Here is a 22,200-nt window from a genome sequence, read left to right as displayed (position 1 = left end):
GTACAACGTGACACAATATACGGCTCAATCGCTTGAAGTTCTTTCCGGTTTAGACCCTGTTCGTCGTCGTCCAGGGATGTATACCGATACGACTCGACCTAACCATTTAGCCCAAGAAGTTATTGATAATGCTGTTGATGAAGCATTAGCTGGTCATGCCGACAAAATATGTGTCACGGTTTATAAAGATGGTTCGTTGTCGGTTGAAGATAACGGCCGTGGTATGCCAGTCGATATACATCCTGAATATGGACAAAGTGGTATCGAAATTATTCTAACCAAGCTCCATGCTGGTGGTAAATTCAGTACCGATAACTACCAGTTTTCGGGTGGTTTACATGGTGTGGGCATTTCCGTTGTAAACGCTTTATCAACACGGGTTGAGGTCGAAGTTCAACGTCAGGGTAACCTATACCAAATGGCCTTTGAGCAGGGTGAACCAGTAGCACCTTTAGCTGTTCTTGAGGGTAAAGCACCAAAACGTGCGACAGGTACAACTGTACATTTTTGGCCAGAAGCTAAATATTTTGATAGTCCAAAATTTGCGTTAAAAGCACTCAAACACAATTTAAAAGCCAAAGCTGTTTTAGCGGCTGGCTTAAAAATTATTTATATTGATCAAATTAATGATGAAAAAATCGAGTGGCAATTTGAAAATGGCCTCGTCGATTATTTGATGGATGAATTACAAGACCGCGAAATCTTGCCAAACCCTGCATTTGTGAGCAGTGGTCAGGCAGACCGTGCGGCTTGTGAATTTGCGATTTGTTGGAATGTAGAAGGCGGTGAACAGGTTCAAGAAAGTTACGTCAACTTAATTCCAACTGCACAAGGTGGTACTCATGTGAACGGTTTACGCTCAGGTGTAACTGAGGCATTACGTGAGTTCTGTGAGCTGCGTAATTTGCTGCCACGAAACCTCAAACTTTCGGCAGAAGATGTTTGGGATGGCGTGAACTATATCTTGTCGCTCAAGTTCCAAGAGCCGCAGTTTTCAGGTCAAACCAAAGAGCGTCTTTCGAGTCGTGAAGCATCAAATATTGTTTTAAATATTGCTAAAGATGCTTTTTCACTCTGGCTAAACCAACATGCTGAAATCGCGATGCAACTGGCTGAAATGGCGATTTCTAAAGCAGGTCGTCGTTTAAAAGCAGCAAAGAAAGTCGAGCGTAAAAAAATTGTTTCCGGCCCTGCATTGCCGGGTAAGTTGGCAGACTGTGTTGGCCAAACACGTGAGGACAGTGAGTTATTTATTGTCGAGGGTGACTCAGCAGGTGGTAGTGCAAAGCAAGCGCGCGATAAAAACTTTCAGGCGATCATGCCAATTCGTGGAAAAATCTTAAATACGTGGGAAGTTTCTTCAGATGAAGTACTCGCTTCTCAAGAGGTTCACGACATTGCGATTGCCATCGGGGTAGACCCAGGCAGTGATGATTTATCTGAACTACGTTACGGCAAAATTTGTATTTTAGCCGATGCCGATTCTGACGGTTTACATATTGCGACCTTATTATGCGCCTTATTCGTTAAACACTTTCCAGCATTGGTTGAAGAAGGGCATTTGTATGTAGCAATGCCACCATTATTCCGTATCGACATTGGTAAAGATGTCTATTACGCGCTTGATGATGATGAGCTTGAAGCTATTTTGAAAAATGTTAAAGGTAATCGAAATCCGCAAATTACCCGATTTAAGGGATTGGGTGAGATGAACGCGATTCAATTACGTGAAACGACTATGGACCCGAACACGCGTCGTTTAGTTCAGCTTGATTTAGATGATGTTCACTTAACGGCAGGTTTACTCGACAAGTTGCTTGCGAAAAAGCGTTCGGCAGATCGTAAGCAGTGGCTTGAGCAGAAGGGTAACTTAGCTGATATCACTGTTTAGAAAAATGAAAAAATCCCCGTTCAATTGACGGGGATTTTTTATATAAACCTAAGATTGTTAGAAATCACCATAACGATTCCTGCTATTAAGGTTTAGATCATTAAATTAGATAGATCTGTATATTTTAATTTAGGTCGTAATTTTTATAGCCTGTGGAAATTGAAAAATATCACAATTCGCTCCACCTCCAATTCGATCTACTACTGCAAAATCACTTGGTGCCTCAAAGGTAAGCAAAGGATGATGCCATGTGCCTGCCCGATAATTAATACTTTGCTTTCCATTCGAGACGAAAGCACATAGTTTTGAAATATCAGGGGTGTTTTCGTCCAAAGCGGGTGCCACGATAATTAAAAACTTTTGTTGCTGTAGTGGAATAAATGCCTGAGAGCCTTTGGGATGGCGTTCTAGCATTGAAATTTCTAGAGGCAACACACTGGCTTTAATATTACGGAAAATACTAATTCCTGCCTTTGCTTCCCCTTCAATTTCAGTTTCAACGAGCGCATGGTAGCGCTCGGTGTGGGCATCATTAATATGAAAAAAGTCATGCCCGTCACAACAGATGACTTCTCCGAAGGGCTGGAAGTTTTCAATGGTTAAGGGCTGAATTTGAACAGTATTCATCATCATGACTTGGCAATTTTTCCCCATAAACGAACACGGCTAATACCACCATCTGGAATCATGTTAATACGAATATGCGAGATTTTTTCATGTTGTAAAATCTCATTCACATATTCATGAATATGATCCATTTGCATAGGTTGGGCTTCTAGTAAGTAAGACCAAAACATACTTTGAGGAATTAACTGTGCATCGGTTGCATTTTCGAGGTAAACCGCCTGAATAGATACTTGAGCAGGAAAGTTCCCTTTAAAATGAGCTGTATCAATTTCAAGTTTTTCAATTTTTCCGCTTTTACCCAACGCAAGAATACACCAGTCATAACCCGGTGCACGGCGGCGTTTGGTTTCCCACCCATCGCCCATGTTGACGCCACGGCCTGGGTTAATCAAATTACGCGGGTGTCCAAAATGAGCATCACTATAGGCAACTACGCGGCCACCATTTTCGAGAGCCAATAAATCGAGAGTTTGTTCGCTATCAGTTACCTGAATATGAACATCACCATAGACACGTAAACGGGCAATACCGCCATCTGGGAAAATATTAAGGCGTATATGAGTGAAAAGTGCATCATTATTGACCATAAAAATATGATGCTGGCTTGGGCCTAGTTCAGTATTTCCTAAAACATCCTCCCATTTTGCCCCTGACAGGTCCCCATTTGGTGCATAACATGCTTCTAATGATGCAGATGCAGGATAATTTCCTGTAAAAAAGCTGGTATCAATATCAAGTGCAGTGATTTTTCCACTTACACCTAACTTCACGATACACCAATCATAGCCTGCGTGACGTTTACGGCGCGTTTCCCATCCGTCCATCCATTTGCCGTTGTCATCAAATTTATCTTCAACAAAAATAGGTGCATCAAATTGCAGCATACGCTTTGCTTCTGCAAAGAAATCATCTGAACACTCAATGACTTGTGCACCAATTCGGGCATCTGCCAAATTGGTTTTCGTATTCAAAATCTCAGGAAGTTCAAAAGCTGGAGCGTGCAATGTTGCCATAGTGGAGTATCCGTATTTCTTGTTAAAAAACATGATTTTTCATTTAAAACTGCGCTAACACGGAACGTGCTGAGACGAGTTTTATACTTAAATATATAAGCATGGTGCATGCCAGTTTTGTGGAAAAGCTAAATAAATTTTGAACGATGGCATGTTTTTAGCATAAGCACCCTATAGGTGAATATCTATAGGAGAGTGTTATGAATGTGGTGATTATTGGTGCAGGAATGGGAGGTCTAACCACAGGCATTGCATTAAAGAAATTTGGTCACCAAGTTCGCATTTTTGAACAAACTGAAAAGATTCTTCCCGTCGGCGCGGCAATTTCACTGTGGTCGAATGGTGTGAAATGTCTGAACTATCTGGGATTAACTGACAAAATCGCCAAACTTGGTGGACAAATGGATGATTTGGCCTATGTGGATGGTTTAACTGGAGATGTGATGACACAATTCAGTTTACTGCCATTAATTGAAGAAGTGGGCCAACGACCTTATCCAGTTGCACGTGCTGATTTACAAAATATGTTAATGGATGAATTTGGTCGTGATCAGATTTATTTAGGCAAAAAAATGGTCAGCCTTGAAGACAAAGCTGATTATGTCGAGGTTCATTTTGCAGATGGTAGCTCAACGCAGGCTGATCTATTAATTGGGGCTGATGGGACTCACTCACTTACACGGGCCTATGTGTTGGGGCAGCAAGTGCAGCGCCGTTACGCAGGTTATGTAAACTGGAATGGTTTGGTTGAGATCTCTGAAGATTTAGCTCCGGCCCAGCAATGGACGACTTATGTGGGCGAAGGCAAGCGAGCTTCTTTAATGCCAGTTGCAGATGGAAAGTTCTATTTCTTTTTAGATGTTCCTTTACCAGCAGGGCTAGATAATAATCGAGATGAATATAAAAAACTTTTAAAACAATATTTTGTTGATTGGTGTCAACCCGTACAGCAGCTTATTGAACGCTTAGACCCGCAAAAGACCAATCGGGTAGAAATCCATGATATTGAACCGTTCACTCAATTTTATAAAGGTCGCGTGGTGATTTTGGGTGATGCTGCACATAGCACGACACCTGATATTGGGCAAGGCGGTTGCCAAGCGATGGAGGATGCGATTTATTTAGCGCGTTCTCTGCAAATTAATACTTTGGGGCTAGAGGACGCTTTACGTCGCTATCAAAACAAGCGCAATGAACGTGCCAATGAATTGGTGCTTCGCGCACGCAAACGTTGTGATGTGACACATATGAAAGATGAAGCGGTTACACAAGCATGGTATGAAGAATTACGTCGTGAACAAGGTGGGCATATTATGCAGGGGATTATTAGTAATATTGTGGGTAATCCACTTGATTAAAAACAAAAACAGCAAGGAACTTTCCTTGCTGTTTTATCTTCTAAATTTGGATTTTAGAAGTGGTATTTAACCAAGGCACTCACGTTATTTTCGTCGGCACCTTTAATACCAAATTTGTTATTCCACACTGAGTGCTCGATACCTAGGTATAGGCGTGTATCGGGAGAAATGTGTTTACCCACATTCCATTTCCACTGAGTTGTCCAGTTTAACTCGCTCGCATGGTCGCCTTCAGCAGTTGACCAGTCAAGGAAACCATCTACCAAGAAATCTTCAGATCCTAATTTTAATGGAATACCATAAACGAATGTCATTTGATAATCGTCGTCAATGTTCTCATTATTTGCACGGTAGAAGTTTAAATTTGCATATTGGAAATATGGGATATCTAAATCAACTGCAAAACCATAAAGGAAGTTATCGAAGTTATTGCCGTCTTCACTGTTACCTTCCCAAGTAGTACTAATAAGTACATCTTTGATTGGGCCATACGACAGTTTCTTACCAGATACTTCGCCTAAACTTAGGCGTGGTGATAACTCGAAGTAAGTACTCTTGTGGTCATTTTCACCACGCATGCGGTCCATAAAGAAAAACACATCAGCGTATTTAACTTTTGCTGCATATTCCAAAGTAATGGTGGTTTCTTTGTCATCTACAACTTCATAGTTTTCGCCATAAAGTCCAGTCACACTAAAATCTTGCCAGATTGGTTTCGCCTGAACCATGGCAGTTACAGATAACAAGGCACAAGTCGCCGCAAGTTGCTTTAATTGCATTTAAATGATCTCCCCCCAAATAAAGCACGCTAAGGATACAGGGTCTTAAGCAAAAATGAAGCCAAATTTGATCAACGGTTAAAAAAAAGCCCACCGAAGTGGGGCGCTAAAAACTAAATCTTTAATGAATATTTCTTGTGTTTATTGTTTGGCTTAAATGCGCAGTACGTGAGCTGCGAAATGAAGGTAAATGATTAAATAATAAATTCAATAAGATAGCAAAGATACAAGTTGAACTAATGCCTGAATGGAACAAAGTCTGTACCCAAACCGGGAAATGAGCGTAAAACTCATGGTTAATAATTGGGATCATCCCTGCTGATAAAGCAGTTGCCACAATAATCAAATTTTTCTGATCGTTATAATCTATCTTTGCCAAAGTACGAATTCCACTCGCTGCAACCGACCCAAACAAGACCAAACCTGCACCACCAAGTACGGGCATTGGAATCGCTGCAATTAAACGACCCATAATAGGTAGTAGACCCAAAATAATCAGAATGACACCGCCTGCTGCGACTACAAATCGACTCTTGATGCCTGTGATCGCAACCAGTCCAACATTTTGGGCAAAAGCGCTTTGCATGAATGAACCAAAGAGAGGGGCAAAAGCACTGGAAAACATATCCGCACGAACTCCATTGGCGATACGTTTAGCATCTACCTCAGTTCCTACAATGTCTCCAACAGCAATAATATCGGCTGTGGTTTCAGTCATAATCACCAAAGTGACGATCAACATCGACAAGATAGCGCTGAGCTCGAAAGTCGGTAAACCAAAAGCAAATAAGTGTGGAAATTGGAGCCATGCGCCTGAGCTCACCTGACTAAAATCACCAAAACCCATAAAGTAGGCGAGGATAGTACCGGTAACAATAGCCAACAAAATTGATATGCGACGGATGCCTGCTTGCGGCAGCATATTTAGAACAATCACAATGCCTAAGGTCAGCAGTGCCAAAGAGATATTTTCTACGCTACCCCAGTCAGGCGCTTTATTGTTCCCACCCATCATCCAGCGAATCGCAACGGGTAACAAAGATAGACCAATAATCGTGATGACGCATCCTGTCACAACAGGTGGGAAAAAACGAATAATTTTAGAAAAATAAGGTGCAAGACACAGTCCAATTAGAGATGCAGCAATGACCGCGCCGTAGACAGCAGGTAAACCACCGCCTGTAGTGATAATGGCGACCATCGTTGCAACACCCGCGAAAGATACACCCTGTACCAGAGGTAATTTTGCGCCTAGATATTTGGTACCGATTGTTTGAATCAGTGTTGCCAATCCACCTACAAATAGCGCAGCCGCAATTAACATTCCGATTTGTGCTGAGCTTAAGTCAGCTGCCGTTCCAATAATCAAGGGCGGGGCTACAATGCCACCATACATGGTCAGCACATGCTGTAAGCCGTAAGCAAAACTTTTGGAAATTCCTAAATATTCATGCTCTGGAGAAATCACATTTTTTTGCTGATGATTCATATTTTTCTCCTATTTATATCTGAGTTAGCTACCGCGATAAGTGGAGTAAGCAAATGGGCTGATCAATAAAGGAATGTGATAATGCTGATTGATGTCTTCTATGAAAAATTGGATACAAACACGCGGGAAAAAAGTTTTGACTTGCTGCGATGAAAAATAAGGTGCAATTTCAAATTCAAGTTGATAAGCACCTTCTGCAAAGTCTGTTATGCCAAAATCACTCACTCGACCATCTTGGTTGGTGGTTGCGGTCGCTATCAGTTCATGGGTTGCTGCATGAAACAACTTTACTTCTACGTCTGCAGCTGGTTTACCTAAATTCGTATCTAAAATATGAGTGCTGATCATGCTTGTATTTCCTGAGATAGACGTAATAGAGCAATCGCTGCGAGTTGCTCATGTACAATTGTTTTTTCGATAGCTAAGTCGTTTTTTAGTCTTTCATGTAGCTTTTTTAAAATTTCATCACTACTGAGGCCTGCCGCTTTAATTAAAAAAATAAAGCCAAACTTTTGCTCATAATCAAGATTACCTTGCAGCAGAGCTTGTTGTGTTTGTTCATCTAAAGAAATGCCAGCTTGTTCTTTAGATGAAAAATCTTGCTCTTTTGCATTGAGTTGTTTTTTAGCTTCGCGTTCACCAATTTTTGGATGAGTTGCTAAAGCTGCTTGAATCTCTTGCCATGACCACATTTGACTTAATTGTTCTGCATATTCCAAAAGAGATGCTTTTGTTGAATAGGGGCGTTTTGAGATGATTTTTTCGGCCCATGCTTGAATGTGGACACAGTTTTTTAACAAAGTCTTGAGTTGTTCTGGTGGGGCTTGATTAAACTCGGCTAAAAACACTGTTATTCCTAAACTCGTTGTCTTGATATGGAGTTTTAGCAATAACAGTGCCAATAGCGAGTTTTAATTCACTTATGAATTTTGAAAATTAAAAATCAATTATTTAGTTATGTGATTTTTATACCAATGTTCGGCAATCTCCTGTCGACGACATACCCATACTCGATCATGCATTTGAATATAGTCGAGAAATTTTTGTAATGCTTTAAAACGGCCCGGACGCCCCAAAATGCGGCAATGCATTCCAATCGACATCATTTTTGGTGCAGTTTCTCCCTCTGCATATAGCACATCGAAACTATCTTTCAAATATTGAAAAAACTGTTCTGAACTATTAAATCCGCCTGGTGAGCAGAACTTCATGTCGTTACATTCCAAAGTATAAGGAATAATCAGATGAGAGCGTGATGCACCTGTAGTATCGGTAAGCGTTGTCCAAAAAGGTAGGTCATCGCCATAATAATCAGAGTCATATTGTATTTGTGGAAACTCTGCGAGTAACTGACGTGTATTAGGGCTGTCACGTCCGGTGTACCAACCTATAGTTTTATTTTCAAACAAGTTTTCTAAAACAGTTAAAGCTTGTTCCATATGCTTCTTTTCGACTTCAATATCAGTATCTTGATAGTGAAGCCAGCGGTAGCCATGTGAAACAACATCATAGTCAGCTTGCTTAATTGCTTCTACAATATAAGGATTGCGGGCAAGCGCCATTGCAACTCCGAAAATGGTCATTGGAAGTTTGCGCTTTTGGAATTCATTATGAATGCGCCAAAATCCAGCACGTGAACCATATTCGTACATAGAGTCCATCGACATATGTTTAGCTGGGTAACTTGCGGCACCAATAATCTCTGATAAAAACTGTTCTGAGCCCTCATCGCCGTGCTCAATATGTTTTTCGCCACCTTCTTCATAATTAAGCACAAATTGCACAGCAACCTTGGCATTGTTAGGCCATTTAACCTGTGGCGGTTGCCCGTGATAACCGATTAAATCACGTGAATAAGGAGACTTTTGAATCTGCTCAATAAGTTCTGCTCCAGATAGATAAGATTCGGACACAATTGCTCTCCTTTTGTTCAATTTTTCATAAAAATTTAAAAAATCAGCTTGCATATTTTTATAGATGGACTGATATTGAAGATATGGAGATCTTCAAAATAAATTAAAAGCAGTACGTTTAAGTCAGGAGATAACAAACCATTACACCATCAAAATGTACAATTGAAGTCAGTTCATGCATGCTTAAAACATGCCAACATAAAAAAGTTTTGCATAGAAAAGATCCACAGTAAGAAAGAGAGGATGGTATTTATGAATATTGAAATCCGCACAGATAAAAACATCCATAACAGTGAACGTTTAATTACTTATGTACGTGCAGAACTTACTCAAGAATTCCAACGTCATAGCGAACGTATTACGCATTTCTCGGTTCATTTTAGTGATGAAAATGGGGACAAAGGTGGTGACAAAGATATCCACTGTATGATTGAAGCACGTCCTTCAGGTTTGAAACCAGTTGCAGTACACCATAAAGCAGGAAATATTGATGCTTCAATTCATGGAGCGATTGAAAAATTAAAACGTAGCCTTGAACATACTTTTGAGAAAAAGGAACACCCGAGAGGTGGTCAACCAGAATTCATTGATGATGAAGTTTAATTTAAAATCCTAAAAAGCCCTTCGGGGCTTTTTTTTATATTTAATGAAAATAAAACTATTCACAACATTAGGTTTGCAATGCGATGCAATCAACCTCTAAAATCTTCAGAAGAGATTAGGCATAATAGCCCTAATATATTTTTGAGAGATGGTCATGTTAACCACCCAGCAGCAAGCTTTAATTAAAGCCATAGAAGAATTAGAACTCGCGCAAGTGCAAAAATTACTTGCTGAAGGACTTGATCCGAACTTTATTGATCCGGAACAAGGACCACCTGTATCAATCATTTGTGATGGAATTTTTAAATGGTGGGAAGATGTATCAGAAGCTTATGAAGCTGGTACACCACTATCAAAAGAAGAAAAACAACAATCATTACAGGTTTACCTCGATATACTCGAAGCGTTGATTCAAGCCAAAGCGAATGTACACCTTTGGGATGCAGAAGAGTTTTATGGTCCTTTATGGGATGCAGCAAGCTCGGCATGTGCGCCAGCCGTTCAACGTTTATTAAATGAAAAAGTTGATCCAAATACACGTGATGAAGAAGGACTCACTATTTTATCTTCAATCAGTCAGTTGTTCTTTGATTGTGACTTTGATGAAATAGATTGGTCAGAAGCGCTTCAAGAAGAGCGTGAAACATTAGAGTTATTGCGCCAACATGGGGCAAAAATGTCAAAAGAACTAACTACTTGATTGGATAATAGAATGAGAACATTTCAAATTTTAACTTTTGCTCTGACCACTGTTGCTGCTGGAAGTACTTTCGCTGCGGAGTTTTCTTTTGACCGCCCAGGTGCAGGCTTTGGAACAGGGATTACTCCAGTTGGTAAATTGGCTTGGGAACAAGGCTTACCAAGTGCAACTTATACAGAGTCAACGGTTGATGGTGTTAAAGAAAAGACCGTAACTGTAAATGAGGATATGTTATTCCGTACCGGTTTAGCCGAGGGCTTGGAATTACAATTAGGTTGGCAAGGTCCAGCATGGACTCAAACCAAACGGGCTGGTAAAAAACATGACACTTCAGGCTTTGGTGATGTCAGCATTGGTTTGAAAAAAGCAATTGATCTAAAAGATGAAAACTTATCAATGGCTGTGTTAGCTGAAGCGATCATTGCCACTGGAAATGATGAATTTACTGCACATGACGATATTTATAGCCTAAGTTCAGCAGTCGCTTATAAATATAATGACTTAGTCGGCACATCAATTACCATGCGCTACGAAGTACAAAATAGTAACTGGGCAGTAACTGCAATCCCGACGATTGATTATAAAATCGCAGGTAAGTTGTCAGGTTATTCTGAGTTCATTTACCGTAAAGCTGAAAGCCAAGACTACGAATATGGTTTAGGGACAGGTTTAGTCTACGCTGTAAATGATCGTACTCAGCTCGATGCAAGTATTGGGGTTGATTTAGAGGGTCAAGATAAGAGCTACAACGGTGGCTTAGGCGTGGCATTCTTGTTCTAATCGAAGCAATTTAAATTTATGTTAATGAAAAAGCTTATTCATCAGGGAATTTTTTATTTTCTAGCAGTTGCTGTTTGTGTGTTTAGCCAGTTGGTTTCTGCGCAAGATAAGCTACTCTCACCCGAACAAGCTTTTTCATTTTCGGTTGAATCTTCTGAGCCGCATACTGCGAGTTTGTCTTGGCAGATTCAGCCAAATTACTATCTTTATCAGCATAAATTTTCCGTACAACAAGGTACTCAACCTTTAACTTTAAAGTTACCTAAAGCGATTGCTCAATATGATGAAAATTATGGGCAAAGTCAGGTTTACTACCATCAAGTTAATTTCCAAATTAAGACTAAGCCTTCAGAGCACTATAGTGTGACTTGGCAGGGCTGTGCCAAAGACCGTATTTGTTATCCGCCACAAACCATTGAATTTCAAACTGACGCAGATGGCTTGGTGGGTGTGCAAAACCAAGCAGGAACAGCGCCAAAAAGATTACTAGATTTAGCGAATACACAATCCGAAACTTCCTTGGGTTCAGAATCTTTAGAAAAAGAGCAGAGTACAGAGACAACAGCTGCTACAACTACACCACAAATTGCCCAAGATCAGATCTGGTCAGCCAAGTTAATTGAACACTCGCTTTGGTATGGAGTTTTATTATTTTTAGGTTTAGGCATGTTGCTCGCCTTTACACCATGCTCTTTACCGATGCTGCCTATTTTAACTTCGCTGATTATTCGAGAACATAAAGGTTTAAAAGCGTGGACCATTGCGCTTACTTTTGTGTGTAGCATGGCATTAGTTTATGCAGGCTTGGGTTTAATTGCTTCCTCGGCAGGCTTAAATTTCCAACGCTGGTTACAACAGCCAGCAACTTTAATTGCTTTTAGTTTGCTGTTTATTGTTTTTGCTCTGAATTTATTTGGTTTGTTTGAGCTTCGTTTACCGCAAACATGGTTAAATCGACTTGACCGTATTCAGTCAATGCAACAAGGCGGCACTTTGGTCGGTGCTGGGGTTATGGGTATCGTTTCTGCGCTCTTGGTGGGACCTTGTATGACTGCACCACTCGCCGGAACTTTGTTATTTATTTCTCAAACACAAAATCAATGGCAAGGTGCTTTGCTTTTATTCTGCCTAGGTTTTGGAATGGGAATTCCATTGTTACTGGCAAGTATTTTAGGGGCAAAATTCTTGCCTAAAGCGGGCGACTGGATGCATCAGATTAAAGTAATTTTTGCTTTTCTGATGTTGGGTTTAAGTCTTTATTTTATTCGCCCTTTATTACCAGATTGGGGCATGCAAGTACTTAGTTTAGTATTAGGCCTCGCTTTTATAGCCTATGCTGTTTATCAGTTTTTCTGGAAAAAAGGGCAACTACAATGGCTCTACGCGATTTTATTATTAATCGTTACACCTTTTGTAGCCTATAACCAATATCAACATATTCAAAATCGAACCTTGCAAAGTTCTAATCATATGGCCGAGTGGCATATTGCGACTAGTGCAGCAGACTTTGAGAAAATTTTAGCGGCAGCACCTGCTGATCGAGCTATTGTGGTTGATGTCTATGCAGACTGGTGTGTTGCCTGCCAACCGATTGAACACCGTATTTTAAAAGCACCCGAGGTTCAATCTGCTCTTGCGCCATATTATTTAATTAAGCTTGATTTGAGCCATTATGACCAGTCGCATGAAGCACTACTCAAACAATGGAATATTTTAGGACCACCGACCTATTTATTCTTAAGCCCAGAGCAAAAAGAGATTCGTGCTTTACGATTAACGGGTGCTTTTAGTCAGCAAGAACTTTTGCAACAACTCGCGAGTTTGGCAAAGCTCAAAGAATCATAAGGTATTGATAGTTTCGGTCTGATGAAATGTGCGTACCTGATTACGGCCTGAAGCTTTTACCGCATAGAGAGCTTGGTCAGCCTGTCGAATAACAAGATAAGGGTCCTCTGCAAAAGCTGAACTGCTTATTCCAAAACTTGCACTAATATGAATAGGATTATTTTGGGCGCTACAAACAGGTAATTCTTGTAAAGCACAGCGACAACGCTCAGCAATTTTTTCAGCTTGAATAATATCGGTGTGGGGGAGTAATAAAATAAATTCTTCTCCACCAAATCGACCAATAATGTCCTCACTGCGCAAATTATCAGAAAGGCACTGCGCAATTTCAATTAAGACCTGATCACCTTGGTGATGTCCGTATATATCATTAATTTTTTTAAAATGATCGATATCAAGAAGTACCACTGCATAATCAAATTGTTGTTGGTGTAGCGACTCTAAATGTGTGTTTAAACTACGTCTATTTAAAACATTGGTTAAAGGGTCGATTTGGCTTAGACGTTGAATATAAGTTTCTCGCTGACGCCATTGGGTGAGTAATATTTCAAATAAAATAAAACAGGCCAATAAAATAGGCATAATAAAAAAAGCCATACTTCCTAACCAAAACGGATTAGTTTGGGCTCGTTGCATAGCAATAAGATTAAATAATGGCGCATAAGGCAAAACACCTTTCATGCTTAGATACGTACATATTGTTAAAATAATCGTCGCAGGTATAAGGGCGCTATAAACAATTTTCCGCTCGAATAACACCAAACCCACACCGATGGTACCTACATAACCGACCATAGTGGCTGGACTGATACTGCCAATTAAATATCCATCGTGGCATAGCATGAGTGCAAAGAATTGTACACTAATCAAAGGAATAAATTTTTGAGCCCATTCGTCATTTTTGTAGCGATAACAGGGGATTATCAAAGCGCCTAATAAAAATAAAGTAAATAAATTGAGCAAGATTTGTGATTCGACTAAAGGCAGATTTGCCCATTGCCAAACGCTTGGCGTAATTAAAATATAGCCTTTCCATAAAATCCAACTGAAATTCATTGCACAGGCAAGTGTGAGCATCAGTGCACTTTTTTGTAAGGGAGTCCAGTTGATAATGTGATTATTGTGGATGAAATCGATTATCACCTGTTTTGTTCTATGTATTGGATGAGTGATTAAACGATTTTTCATAGTAAGTAAGGGCTCCTAAATATAGATGCCTCTTTATTGGACCATCCTAAAATTGGATTGTTTAAATAATTTATATTTTAAACATAACATGATTTTCAATTTATACATGATGTCTTTTATAAAGAAAATGATGTGAAAAGTTTTGGGACTATTCACATCATTCATCAGTAAATTAAGTTTTATCAAGCTGATGGGCAAATTCAGCAATATCTGCCAATGCTTGTTTAGCTTCATCAAACCATGCATTAAACATTTGGAAGTTATGCCACATGCCCGTATAAAGTTTGAATTGAACGTTAACACCAGCATCTTCAGCTTTTTCTCTAAAACGCTTGGCATCGTCTAATAAGATTTCTTTAGACCCCACTTGAACCAAAGTGGGCGGTAGACCATGCAAGTCATCGAAAATAGGCGAAACACGTGGGTCATCAGCTGCAATATGATTGCCTATATAGTATTGAGTGCCTGTTTGTAGGGCTTCAATAGATAATAAAGCATCATGTTTTTTGTTAAACCGAAGAGACTCACTCGTGAGTGTTAAATCCAAAAATGGAGACAATAAAATCAGGCCACTCGGCATGAGTTCGGGTTGTTCTTTTAAACGCAAGCAAAGTGCTAGCGCTAAATTTGCCCCGCATGAGTCACCCGATAAAATAATATCTTTCGGTTGAATGCCTTGGACCACTAAAGACTGATAGATGTCGTATAGAGCTTCGGTTGCCTCAGGGTATGGATGCTCTGGTGCAAGAGGATAATCCACATGGATAATCTGCATTTGAGTACGGGCAGCTAAATCCGTCATAAAAGCATGATGTGTTTTGACACTACCAAGGAAAAAAGCACCGCCGTGAATGTGAAAAATTAGTTGAGTCGCAGAATCTTGCGGCTTGATTTCTTCACCTTTAATACCTGCTAGTCGAATCGGGCGCACGGATACATTTTTTTGTCGTGGGAAAGCACGACACATCTGATCCAGCACAGGGCGTAAGGCAGTAGCCGGCAAATTTAGCTGGCTTGGCTTGCGAATTGTTGTTTTAAGAAAAGTTTCTGTAAAATAATATTTCCAAACATTTGATATATTCATATAGCATCCATTTTTATGCTAGTTTCTTGTTTTCTTGTAAATTTTATTTTGCAAGATTACAAGGTTACACGAAACAGTCACATTCAAAAATTGCAATATCTTTGCGACTTCTGAATACTAAAAATCTTGAAAGACCCAAGGATATTACAAAAATGAAAAAGATTGCTTTAGCTTTAGGACTCATTGGTATGGCTGCATTTGCCAATGCGGCTGATTCACTCAATGGAACGGTATGGAAAACGATTGATGATCAGACCAACAAGCCAAAAGCCGTAGTGAAATTTACGGAACAGAAGGACGGAACCTTAACTGCAACCATTCAGAGCATTTTGACACCAGGTGAAGAAAACGCTTGTACAAAATGTGAAGGTCCGTACAAAAACAAACCGCTTAAAGGTGTCACCATTGTACATAATTTAAAAAATGTAGGTGGTAACAGTTATGAAAACGGTACGATTTTAGACCCAAAATCAGGTAAAACTTACAAACTGAAAGGTGAGTTAACCGATGGCGGCAAAAAGCTTAAATTACGTGGTTATATTGGCGTTTCTGCACTTGGTCGTAACCAAACATGGATTCGCGCGAACTAAAAGTTTTAATAAAAAAAAACGAGCCATTTGGCTCGTTTTTTTATGCTTGAATATTTTGATAGGCGGTTTCATCGAAACCTACAATAAAGCCTTGTGGAGTTTTTAAAACAGGTCTTTTAATCAAACTTGGTTGAGCAATGAGTGCTTCAATGAGGTTTTCTTCACTGCTTAGAGCACGATTTTGTTCTTCTTCTGAAAGCTTGCGCCATGTCGTTCCTTTTTTGTTGAGAACGGTATCTTGTCCAATTTCTTTTAACCAGATTTTTAGAGTATCTGCATCAATGCCTTGTTTTTTATAATCATGAAAATCATAGTTAAGCCCTTTAGCCTGCAAGGCATCAAATGCTTTTTTCATTGAGTTACAGTTTTTAATTCCATAAATTTTTAACATTTTATCGGACCATGTCAAAAAGAGAGAGCACACAGCCTAACCCAAAATGCTTTTAAGCACTACTTTATACCGATACTTTTAAAACAAATGAAAATTAATGATTAATCGAAAGAGAAATGTCATGTTATTGTCATAAGACAAGGTAATAATGAGCTTAATAAGAAGAAGTTAAAACTAAAAGAACTTAGCGCAAAATAAGAGACAGAAAAGAGAAAACCCGCATTTAATCATCCTGATCATGCGGGTCTCATTTCAACGTCCAATGTCACATCCTTGCAAATAAACTTATCATAAGTTTATTTTATCTTCCTACGGCGTCCTATCCTTTTGCGTCATCCTGACTGCTTCCCTGTGCCGTGGGGCTATAATGCCGTTAAAGCTGTGTAAGAAAAATACTCAAAAACGACATATGCTGTAAGCGAAAACGACAATGTAAGTGAACGAGTGTTCACTTATTCTTGAATTTTATAGTCGATAATAACGGGTGCATGGTCGCTAAACCATTGATCTTTATAAACCCAAGCATTAATTGTACGTGCTTTCCAGTCTGGCGAGCATGCATGGTAATCAATACGCCATCCTACATTTTTTGCACGCGCTTGACCGCGATTTGACCACCATGAATAAAGTTCCGCTTCTGTACGAACTACACGGAAGGTATCGACATAACCAAGTTCATCATAGATATGGTCAAGCCACGCACGTTCATGTGGTAAACAACCAGATGATTTTTGGTTACCTGACCAGTTTTTGATATCAATTCGTTTATGAACAATGTTGTAGTCACCACAAATGATCACTGACTTGTTTTCATCACGCCATTGTTTCAAGATTTTTGCGTATTCACCTAAAAATAAATCTTTACGTGCTTGCGCTTCTTCACCACTTGAGCCCGAAGGTAAGTATAATGACGCAATATGTACCGGATGTGACAAACCCAAATCGAATTCCGCAGAAATAAAGCGGCCTTGACTGTCAGCTAGCTCAAACCCTAATCCATCTTTAACAGAGACGAAGGGTAGGCGGCTATATATCGCAGTCCCCGCGTAACCTGCACGCTCTGCTGGAAAGAGATGGGTATGCCATCCTTCGGGTCTGAATTTTTCAGTCCATTGTTCATGGGTAATGCGGCTTTCCTGCATGCATACGACATCGGCATCTGATTGTTCTAACCATTCAAGTAAGCCTTTCGTCACCGAAGAACGTAAGCCATTTACGTTAATGGAAACGACTCGAAGAATTTTTACATCACTTGGATACTGATCCTTTGGTATCATGCGAAAATTTAACCTCAATTGTGAATTTGGAGCACCTCATGACAACGCCTGTGTCATTTCACCCGCAAGCATTTATCGAACTCGCATTATCACGCGGTGTGCTTAAATTTGGTGAGTTTACTTTAAAATCTGGACGCGTGAGTCCTTATTTTTTTAATGCAGGCCTACTCAACGATGGTGAAGCTTTATCTCTTTTAGCACAAGGCTATGCTGATAAATTAACACAATGTGAAAATGTTGATGTGATTTTTGGACCAGCTTACAAAGGTATTCCATTTGTAGCAGCGACTGCTGTGGCTTTATCGCAAGTCCATAATAAAAGTGTGCCATGGGGCTTTAACCGTAAAGAAGCGAAAGATCATGGTGAGGGTGGTGTTTTAGTTGGTGCTGCGGTTGAAGGTAAAAAAGTCTGGATTATTGATGACGTAATTACCGCAGGTACAGCAATTCGTGAAGTGGTAACGATTTTGAAAAATGCTGGTGCAACTATTGCGGGTGTTTTGGTGGCATTAGATCGTCAAGAACGTGGTCAAGGTGAACTTTCTGCAATTCAAGAAGTTCAAAAAGAATTAGAAATTCCTGTACATGCACTGATTACCATGAAAGATTTAATGGATTATTTAGAAGCGAAAGGTGAAACAGAAGCCCTAGCAAATATGCAAGCGTATCGCGAGAAATATGGTATCTAAAAAGAAAAAGGCATACTTCTAAAGAGGGTATGCCTTTTTAATATTTTACTTAGAACTGATAATTTAAACGCAATAACACATTACGTGGTGTGCCTGGCATGCTGTCTGAGCGCCAGTATTCTTTATTAGTTAAATTGTTCACTGCAAGTGTGACATTCCATGGGGCTGCACTATAGCCAATCGCTGCATCGACACGGTTAAAGCCTTCCATTTTTACTTGATTATTAATATTTGGATAATAAGACCCGACATAGGTCACGCCCACTTCGGTATACCACTGTTCAGTTGGTAAATAACGAACAAATAAATTACCTGTGTTCTTAGATGTGTTGGCTAAATAGTTGCCTTCTTGTTCAGGTTTTTGTTTATCTTCTTTCACTTTTGCATCTGTGTAACCATAACCACCACGGACAAAGACATTATCAAGTACACGACCAATAAAACTAAATTCCAGACCACGTGATTGATGCTGACCCGCAGTTGCCCATACATCTGGCTGCTCATTAGGATTTGGTTTATAGCGGATATTATTTTTACGAATATCAAAGATCGAAAATTGAGTATTTAAACGATTATCTAACCATTCGCTTTTTACCCCAACTTCATATTGTTCGTTATATTGAGGCTCTTTATCCATTTTTGTGACATCGGTGCTTCCAGTAACTTGGTTAACACCCATTTGTCCACCAAATGGTGCAAAGCTCTTAGAGTAAGAGGTATAAAAGCTATGTTCAGGAAGCGGTTGCCATACCAAACCAACATTTGGGCTAAAGCTGCCATCTTTTACATTACGGTGTTCTTTAGTCAGCTTGTTGGTGGTTGAAAAGTCAAAGTAATCGTAGCGCACACCCAGCATGAGTTTAAGTTGGTCATTTAGACCAATTAAATCTTGAATAAATACGCCGTAAGTTGTGCCTTCATTATAGTTATGCTGATTAATCTTTAATGGGCCATTCCCACGACTGTACTCACGTTCGCCAGTGATTGGATTAACGTAACCATAAATGGCTGACCCATTTTGAGTTTTATTGGCTAGACGTGGCTCTCGTTGTTCATAAGTCCAGTCTGTACCCATCATGATTTGATGTTCAAGCTGACCAGTTTTGAACTTACCCTTAATATCAAAGGTATTGGTGGTGGTCTTATTGCTGGTTTGTTGCCAGTAGTAAATTTGGTCGACGTAACCTTTTTTAGTACAAGACTCATTCTTTGAGTTTTTACCATCTAAACCACAATAAGTTCCAAAATAAAAGTGGTCAAAGTTCTGTTCTGCTTGTCGGTAACTTGCTGCCCAGTGAAAGTTCCAATCAGGCGCATATTGATAATTCACATCGGTGCGGACCACTTGCAAAATATCATCAACATAATCGCCGTCTTGGGCAAATCCCATTTTAATTGAAGTTTCTGCAGGCAGAATGTCACGTGATGGTCCGCGATCAGGTACACGACCTAATTTGTCATAGGTATATTGTGTGGTCCAAGTGAGAGTTCCATCATCATTTTTATAAGTAAAACTTGGTGAAAACATTTCAATTTTATTTTCAATACCGGAGCGGAAGCTCCCTGATTCACCATATTCTCCAGTTAAACGTACTGCTAAATTGTCATTAAGTACTTGGTTGATGTCAGCGGTTGTTCCGTAGTTGTCGTAAGAACCTGCGTACGCACCAACTGAACTTTTGGAGTCAAAATTGGCGAATTTACTCACCATATTCACAACTCCACCGCCAGCACTACGGCCATATAAAACAGAGGCGGGGCCTTTTAAAATTTCAATACGTTCGATATTTGCTGTACTACGACGTACTTGTCCGCTTTCACGTATGCCATCACGATAAATATCACCTGTATCAGCACCAAAACCACGTATCGTGATCCCATCACCGCGCATATCATAACTGGTTGATACGCCAGGGGTGCCTTGCAGCATAACGCTTAAATCATTTGATCCATAAATTTTATATTTCTGAACATCAATTGTATCAATGGTTTGAGGAATATCTTTTTTGTCTAAACCATTACGTGTGACATTGGCTTTGTCGTAGTCGATATAACTTTTAATTGGGTCGAGCTCACTCATTGCCTCAATTTTTATAGTGGGCATGGTAGCTGCCACTTTTGATGAGTCAGTCACATCTTCTGCATAGGCACCTTGAATATTCAAGATCATTAAACTGAGTAAGCTCAGCGGGAAAAGACGCTTCATTTGGGGAGATGGTATAGAAATTCTTAACATAAAAATAAAATCAATTAACAAAATAAAAGTACAAATGATAATTATAATCATTTAATTGTTTAGAATAAAAGAACTATTACCTTAAAAAATGACATATTTATTTTTTAATAACTGATTTTTAGTAAGTTAATTAGCAAATTAAACGAATTGGATGAGTTGACTCATTAGTTTTTCTTGTTAATTGGGCTTTAAAGGGGACTTTTCGTTGATTAAAAGCACCCTTCTGGAATTACGCGTTATTTTTGAGAACATCTAAAATATCCATTTCTGGATCATAATTTTCATCAATTGTTTTGCAAATTGCTTGTCCCACAATGACATGCGTGCCGTTAAAGGTCATAGTGGGTGCTTCATATAACTCCCAACCATGATTCAGAGCTTTAGTCACTCGTGCACAAAAAGCAGAGTCATCAGGACCAGTTAAATAGCGATAAAGTTTCATCTTTAGCCTTTAAAAATAGTATTTTATAACCTTAGTTTAACTGAATTTACCTTAATTCAAGATAAAGAAATAACCGATAAGGTTTTACTGAAATTAAGAAAAACCAGTGAAAAATCTCAGTTATACTCATGCTAATTTAAATTTTAAGAAGAGCTTGAGCATGCGTGTACTTGTCGTCATGGATCCGATTGAAACCGTAAACCTTAAAAAGGATTCAACCATGGCAATGTTGTGGGCGGCGAGCCGTCGTGGACATGAATTAGGTTATGCATTACAACAAGATTTATATATCGATCAAGGTAAAGCTTACGGCCTCATTTCACCGCTAAAGGTTTTCGAAGATTACAACCATTACTATGAGCTGGGCGAAAAGAAAAAAGAATCTATCGGGGCTTACGATGTAGTACTCATGCGTAAAGATCCGCCGTTTGACATGAACTTTGTCTACACGACTTACGTGCTTGAGCAAGCTGAGCGCGAAGGTTCATGGATTATTAACAAGCCTCAATCACTGCGTGATTGCAATGAAAAACTCTTTGCAACGCAGTTTCCAGAACTGCAAGTGCCTACACTTGTAACATCACAGCAAAGTTTAATTCGTGAATTTATTAAAGAACATGGCGATGTAATCGTTAAGCCACTTGATGGTATGGGGGGGATGGGCATTTTCCGTTTGTACCAAGACGGTGTAAATATTGGTTCTACCCTAGAAATGCTTACAGAGCTAGGTACTCGTCCCATTATGGCTCAGCGTTATATTCCTGAAATTGTAGAAGGGGATAAGCGTATTTTAATGGTGAATGGTGAACCTGTTCCTTACTGTCTAGCTCGTATTCCACAAAATGGTGAAGTACGCGGTAACTTGGCGGCAGGCGGTTTAGGCCAAGCGCGTCCGCTTACTGAAAACGATAAGCTGATTGCTGCTAAAATTGGCCCTTTCCTACGCGAAAAAGGTTTGATTTTTGTAGGCTTAGATGTGATTGGTAATTATGTCACTGAAATTAATGTCACTAGCCCAACCTGTATTCGTGAAATTGATGCTCAATTTGGTACATCAATTGCCGATGATTTATTTGATGTATTAGAAGCTGGTCGCACAGCTTAATTATTTATTTCAGGTGATTTTCAGCGGTATTTATTGGAAATCACCTGAAAATATATGAATTAATAAAATAACAATACTAAATACACCACAGCTTTGTAAGCATATTTTCAAAAAAGCACATCTTTCTGTTATAAACGAGTGAAATTAGCTTTTCGTTAATGAAGCTTTAGGATTAAAATAAACGGCTACAAAAATAGATG

Annotated in this window: 22 protein-coding genes; 9 read left to right on the top strand and 13 right to left on the bottom strand. The window is 39.5% G+C overall.

Annotated elements, in window-relative coordinates:
• Positions 1-7 precede the first annotated feature (7 nt).
• Positions 8-1,891, top strand: coding sequence for a DNA topoisomerase IV subunit B (gene parE / locus ACXM0J_RS07210; protein WP_086266283.1), 1,884 nt, complete (start codon positions 8-10; stop codon positions 1,889-1,891).
• Positions 1,892-2,020: 129 nt separating this feature from the next.
• Here parE and ACXM0J_RS07205 read toward each other — a convergent pair whose 3' ends face one another.
• A complete protein-coding gene (locus ACXM0J_RS07205; protein WP_199964082.1) occupies positions 2,021-2,524 on the bottom strand; it encodes an ureidoglycolate lyase in 504 nt (167 codons plus the stop codon).
• Entirely contained in the window at positions 2,521-3,531 is a 1,011-nt protein-coding gene (gene alc, locus ACXM0J_RS07200; RefSeq protein ID WP_086266281.1) for an allantoicase, read from the bottom strand. The genes ACXM0J_RS07205 and alc overlap by 4 nt, the downstream gene beginning before the upstream one ends.
• A 200-nt stretch (positions 3,532-3,731) precedes the next feature.
• On the opposite strand from alc, the gene hpxO reads away from it, so the two are divergent.
• Positions 3,732-4,889: an FAD-dependent urate hydroxylase HpxO gene (gene hpxO, locus ACXM0J_RS07195; RefSeq protein ID WP_086266280.1), complete on the top strand. Its 1,158-nt coding sequence runs from the start codon at positions 3,732-3,734 to the stop codon at positions 4,887-4,889.
• 53 nt (positions 4,890-4,942) lie between these two features.
• Here the strand turns inward: hpxO and ACXM0J_RS07190 are convergent, their stop codons facing one another.
• From ACXM0J_RS07190 to puuE, 5 genes are all read right to left on the bottom strand, one after another.
• Positions 4,943-5,668: an outer membrane protein OmpK gene (locus ACXM0J_RS07190; RefSeq protein ID WP_086266279.1), complete on the bottom strand. Its 726-nt coding sequence runs from the start codon at positions 5,666-5,668 to the stop codon at positions 4,943-4,945.
• A 121-nt stretch (positions 5,669-5,789) separates the two neighbouring features.
• Positions 5,790-7,157 (bottom strand): nucleobase:cation symporter-2 family protein, encoded by a 1,368-nt coding sequence (locus tag ACXM0J_RS07185; RefSeq protein WP_086266278.1) that lies wholly within the window; start codon positions 7,155-7,157, stop codon positions 5,790-5,792.
• A gap of 24 nt (positions 7,158-7,181) precedes the next feature.
• A complete protein-coding gene (uraH, locus tag ACXM0J_RS07180) occupies positions 7,182-7,505 on the bottom strand; it encodes a hydroxyisourate hydrolase (protein ID WP_005066767.1) in 324 nt (107 codons plus the stop codon).
• Positions 7,502-8,005 carry a 2-oxo-4-hydroxy-4-carboxy-5-ureidoimidazoline decarboxylase gene (uraD, locus tag ACXM0J_RS07175; RefSeq protein ID WP_002121920.1) on the bottom strand — a complete coding sequence of 168 codons (504 nt, stop codon included), beginning with the start codon at positions 8,003-8,005 and terminating at the stop codon, positions 7,502-7,504. Before uraD ends, uraH begins: the two co-directional genes overlap by 4 nt.
• 99 nt (positions 8,006-8,104) lie before the next feature.
• Entirely contained in the window at positions 8,105-9,070 is a 966-nt protein-coding gene (gene puuE / locus ACXM0J_RS07170; RefSeq protein WP_199964051.1) for an allantoinase PuuE, read from the bottom strand.
• Between the two features lie 252 nt (positions 9,071-9,322).
• On the opposite strand from puuE, the gene ACXM0J_RS07165 reads away from it, so the two are divergent.
• The 4 genes from ACXM0J_RS07165 to dsbD all read left to right on the top strand — a co-directional run bounded on the left by ACXM0J_RS07165 (position 9,323) and on the right by dsbD (position 12,998).
• Positions 9,323-9,673 carry an HPF/RaiA family ribosome-associated protein gene (locus tag ACXM0J_RS07165; protein WP_001019316.1) on the top strand — a complete coding sequence of 117 codons (351 nt, stop codon included), beginning with the start codon at positions 9,323-9,325 and terminating at the stop codon, positions 9,671-9,673.
• Between the two features lie 154 nt (positions 9,674-9,827).
• The gene (locus ACXM0J_RS07160) at positions 9,828-10,373 is read left to right on the top strand and encodes an ankyrin repeat domain-containing protein (RefSeq protein ID WP_005066773.1); all 546 of its coding nucleotides are present in this window, start codon (positions 9,828-9,830) and stop codon (positions 10,371-10,373) included.
• Between the two features lie 12 nt (positions 10,374-10,385).
• Positions 10,386-11,153: a transporter gene (locus ACXM0J_RS07155; protein WP_086266276.1), complete on the top strand. Its 768-nt coding sequence runs from the start codon at positions 10,386-10,388 to the stop codon at positions 11,151-11,153.
• An 18-nt stretch (positions 11,154-11,171) separates the two neighbouring features.
• Positions 11,172-12,998: a protein-disulfide reductase DsbD gene (dsbD, locus tag ACXM0J_RS07150; RefSeq protein ID WP_086266275.1), complete on the top strand. Its 1,827-nt coding sequence runs from the start codon at positions 11,172-11,174 to the stop codon at positions 12,996-12,998.
• On the opposite strand, the gene ACXM0J_RS07145 is transcribed toward dsbD, so the two are convergent.
• Both ACXM0J_RS07145 and ACXM0J_RS07140 read right to left on the bottom strand, forming a co-directional pair.
• Positions 12,993-14,186, bottom strand: a complete 1,194-nt coding sequence (locus tag ACXM0J_RS07145) for a GGDEF domain-containing protein (RefSeq protein ID WP_199964052.1) — start codon at positions 14,184-14,186, stop codon at positions 12,993-12,995. The two genes, dsbD and ACXM0J_RS07145, sit on opposite strands and share 6 nt — an antisense overlap.
• Before the next feature lie 172 nt (positions 14,187-14,358).
• Entirely contained in the window at positions 14,359-15,270 is a 912-nt protein-coding gene (locus tag ACXM0J_RS07140; RefSeq protein WP_086266274.1) for an alpha/beta hydrolase, read from the bottom strand.
• A 152-nt stretch (positions 15,271-15,422) separates the two neighbouring features.
• Here ACXM0J_RS07140 and ACXM0J_RS07135 point away from each other — a divergent pair, with 152 nt between their 5' ends.
• Entirely contained in the window at positions 15,423-15,860 is a 438-nt protein-coding gene (locus tag ACXM0J_RS07135; protein WP_005066784.1) for a DUF2147 domain-containing protein, read from the top strand.
• A gap of 40 nt (positions 15,861-15,900) precedes the next feature.
• Here the strand turns inward: ACXM0J_RS07135 and ACXM0J_RS07130 are convergent, their stop codons facing one another.
• Together ACXM0J_RS07130 and ACXM0J_RS07125 are read right to left on the bottom strand one after the other, a co-directional pair.
• Positions 15,901-16,251 carry an arsenate reductase gene (locus ACXM0J_RS07130; protein ID WP_068564562.1) on the bottom strand — a complete coding sequence of 117 codons (351 nt, stop codon included), beginning with the start codon at positions 16,249-16,251 and terminating at the stop codon, positions 15,901-15,903.
• A gap of 452 nt (positions 16,252-16,703) precedes the next feature.
• Entirely contained in the window at positions 16,704-17,528 is an 825-nt protein-coding gene (locus ACXM0J_RS07125) for an exodeoxyribonuclease III (protein WP_002122009.1), read from the bottom strand.
• Positions 17,529-17,566: 38 nt separating this feature from the next.
• Between ACXM0J_RS07125 and pyrE the strand changes: the two genes are divergently transcribed.
• Positions 17,567-18,217, top strand: coding sequence for an orotate phosphoribosyltransferase (gene pyrE / locus ACXM0J_RS07120; RefSeq protein ID WP_002121863.1), 651 nt, complete (start codon positions 17,567-17,569; stop codon positions 18,215-18,217).
• 49 nt (positions 18,218-18,266) lie between these two features.
• On the opposite strand, the gene ACXM0J_RS07115 is transcribed toward pyrE, so the two are convergent.
• Both ACXM0J_RS07115 and ACXM0J_RS07110 read right to left on the bottom strand, forming a co-directional pair.
• Positions 18,267-20,453 carry a TonB-dependent receptor gene (locus tag ACXM0J_RS07115; RefSeq protein WP_213034476.1) on the bottom strand — a complete coding sequence of 729 codons (2,187 nt, stop codon included), beginning with the start codon at positions 20,451-20,453 and terminating at the stop codon, positions 18,267-18,269.
• Between the two features lie 229 nt (positions 20,454-20,682).
• Positions 20,683-20,895: a DUF1737 domain-containing protein gene (locus tag ACXM0J_RS07110; protein WP_002122004.1), complete on the bottom strand. Its 213-nt coding sequence runs from the start codon at positions 20,893-20,895 to the stop codon at positions 20,683-20,685.
• Between the two features lie 160 nt (positions 20,896-21,055).
• Here ACXM0J_RS07110 and gshB point away from each other — a divergent pair, with 160 nt between their 5' ends.
• Complete coding sequence (gene gshB, locus ACXM0J_RS07105) at positions 21,056-22,000, top strand: glutathione synthase (protein ID WP_086266273.1); 945 nt, start codon at positions 21,056-21,058, stop codon at positions 21,998-22,000.
• Positions 22,001-22,200: the final 200 nt, after the last annotated feature.

Source organism: Acinetobacter sp. GRABPA_MV_2, assembly GCF_056725885.1.
The sequence above is the reverse complement of the archived record's forward strand: the minus strand, read 5'-3'. Positions and strand labels throughout refer to the sequence as shown.

What these genes read in the sequence shown, in the direction of transcription:
- hpxO (WP_086266280.1), top strand. Translation starts at nt 3,732, where the DNA reads ATGAATGTGGTGATTATTGGTGCAGGAATGGGAGGTCTAACCACAGGC.
- pyrE (WP_002121863.1), top strand. Translation starts at nt 17,567, where the DNA reads ATGACAACGCCTGTGTCATTTCACCCGCAAGCATTTATCGAACTCGCA.
- gshB (WP_086266273.1), top strand. Translation starts at nt 21,056, where the DNA reads ATGCGTGTACTTGTCGTCATGGATCCGATTGAAACCGTAAACCTTAAA.
- ACXM0J_RS07190 (WP_086266279.1), bottom strand. Translation starts at nt 5,668, where the DNA reads ATGCAATTAAAGCAACTTGCGGCGACTTGTGCCTTGTTATCTGTAACT.
- alc (WP_086266281.1), bottom strand. Translation starts at nt 3,531, where the DNA reads ATGGCAACATTGCACGCTCCAGCTTTTGAACTTCCTGAGATTTTGAAT.
- ACXM0J_RS07145 (WP_199964052.1), bottom strand. Translation starts at nt 14,186, where the DNA reads ATGAAAAATCGTTTAATCACTCATCCAATACATAGAACAAAACAGGTG.
- ACXM0J_RS07160 (WP_005066773.1), top strand. Translation starts at nt 9,828, where the DNA reads ATGTTAACCACCCAGCAGCAAGCTTTAATTAAAGCCATAGAAGAATTA.
- uraH (WP_005066767.1), bottom strand. Translation starts at nt 7,505, where the DNA reads ATGATCAGCACTCATATTTTAGATACGAATTTAGGTAAACCAGCTGCA.
- ACXM0J_RS07115 (WP_213034476.1), bottom strand. Translation starts at nt 20,453, where the DNA reads ATGTTAAGAATTTCTATACCATCTCCCCAAATGAAGCGTCTTTTCCCG.
- ACXM0J_RS07125 (WP_002122009.1), bottom strand. Translation starts at nt 17,528, where the DNA reads ATGATACCAAAGGATCAGTATCCAAGTGATGTAAAAATTCTTCGAGTC.
- ACXM0J_RS07140 (WP_086266274.1), bottom strand. Translation starts at nt 15,270, where the DNA reads ATGAATATATCAAATGTTTGGAAATATTATTTTACAGAAACTTTTCTT.
- ACXM0J_RS07130 (WP_068564562.1), bottom strand. Translation starts at nt 16,251, where the DNA reads ATGTTAAAAATTTATGGAATTAAAAACTGTAACTCAATGAAAAAAGCA.
- ACXM0J_RS07155 (WP_086266276.1), top strand. Translation starts at nt 10,386, where the DNA reads ATGAGAACATTTCAAATTTTAACTTTTGCTCTGACCACTGTTGCTGCT.
- ACXM0J_RS07185 (WP_086266278.1), bottom strand. Translation starts at nt 7,157, where the DNA reads ATGAATCATCAGCAAAAAAATGTGATTTCTCCAGAGCATGAATATTTA.
- ACXM0J_RS07165 (WP_001019316.1), top strand. Translation starts at nt 9,323, where the DNA reads ATGAATATTGAAATCCGCACAGATAAAAACATCCATAACAGTGAACGT.
- ACXM0J_RS07135 (WP_005066784.1), top strand. Translation starts at nt 15,423, where the DNA reads ATGAAAAAGATTGCTTTAGCTTTAGGACTCATTGGTATGGCTGCATTT.
- ACXM0J_RS07205 (WP_199964082.1), bottom strand. Translation starts at nt 2,524, where the DNA reads ATGATGATGAATACTGTTCAAATTCAGCCCTTAACCATTGAAAACTTC.
- dsbD (WP_086266275.1), top strand. Translation starts at nt 11,172, where the DNA reads ATGTTAATGAAAAAGCTTATTCATCAGGGAATTTTTTATTTTCTAGCA.
- ACXM0J_RS07110 (WP_002122004.1), bottom strand. Translation starts at nt 20,895, where the DNA reads ATGAAACTTTATCGCTATTTAACTGGTCCTGATGACTCTGCTTTTTGT.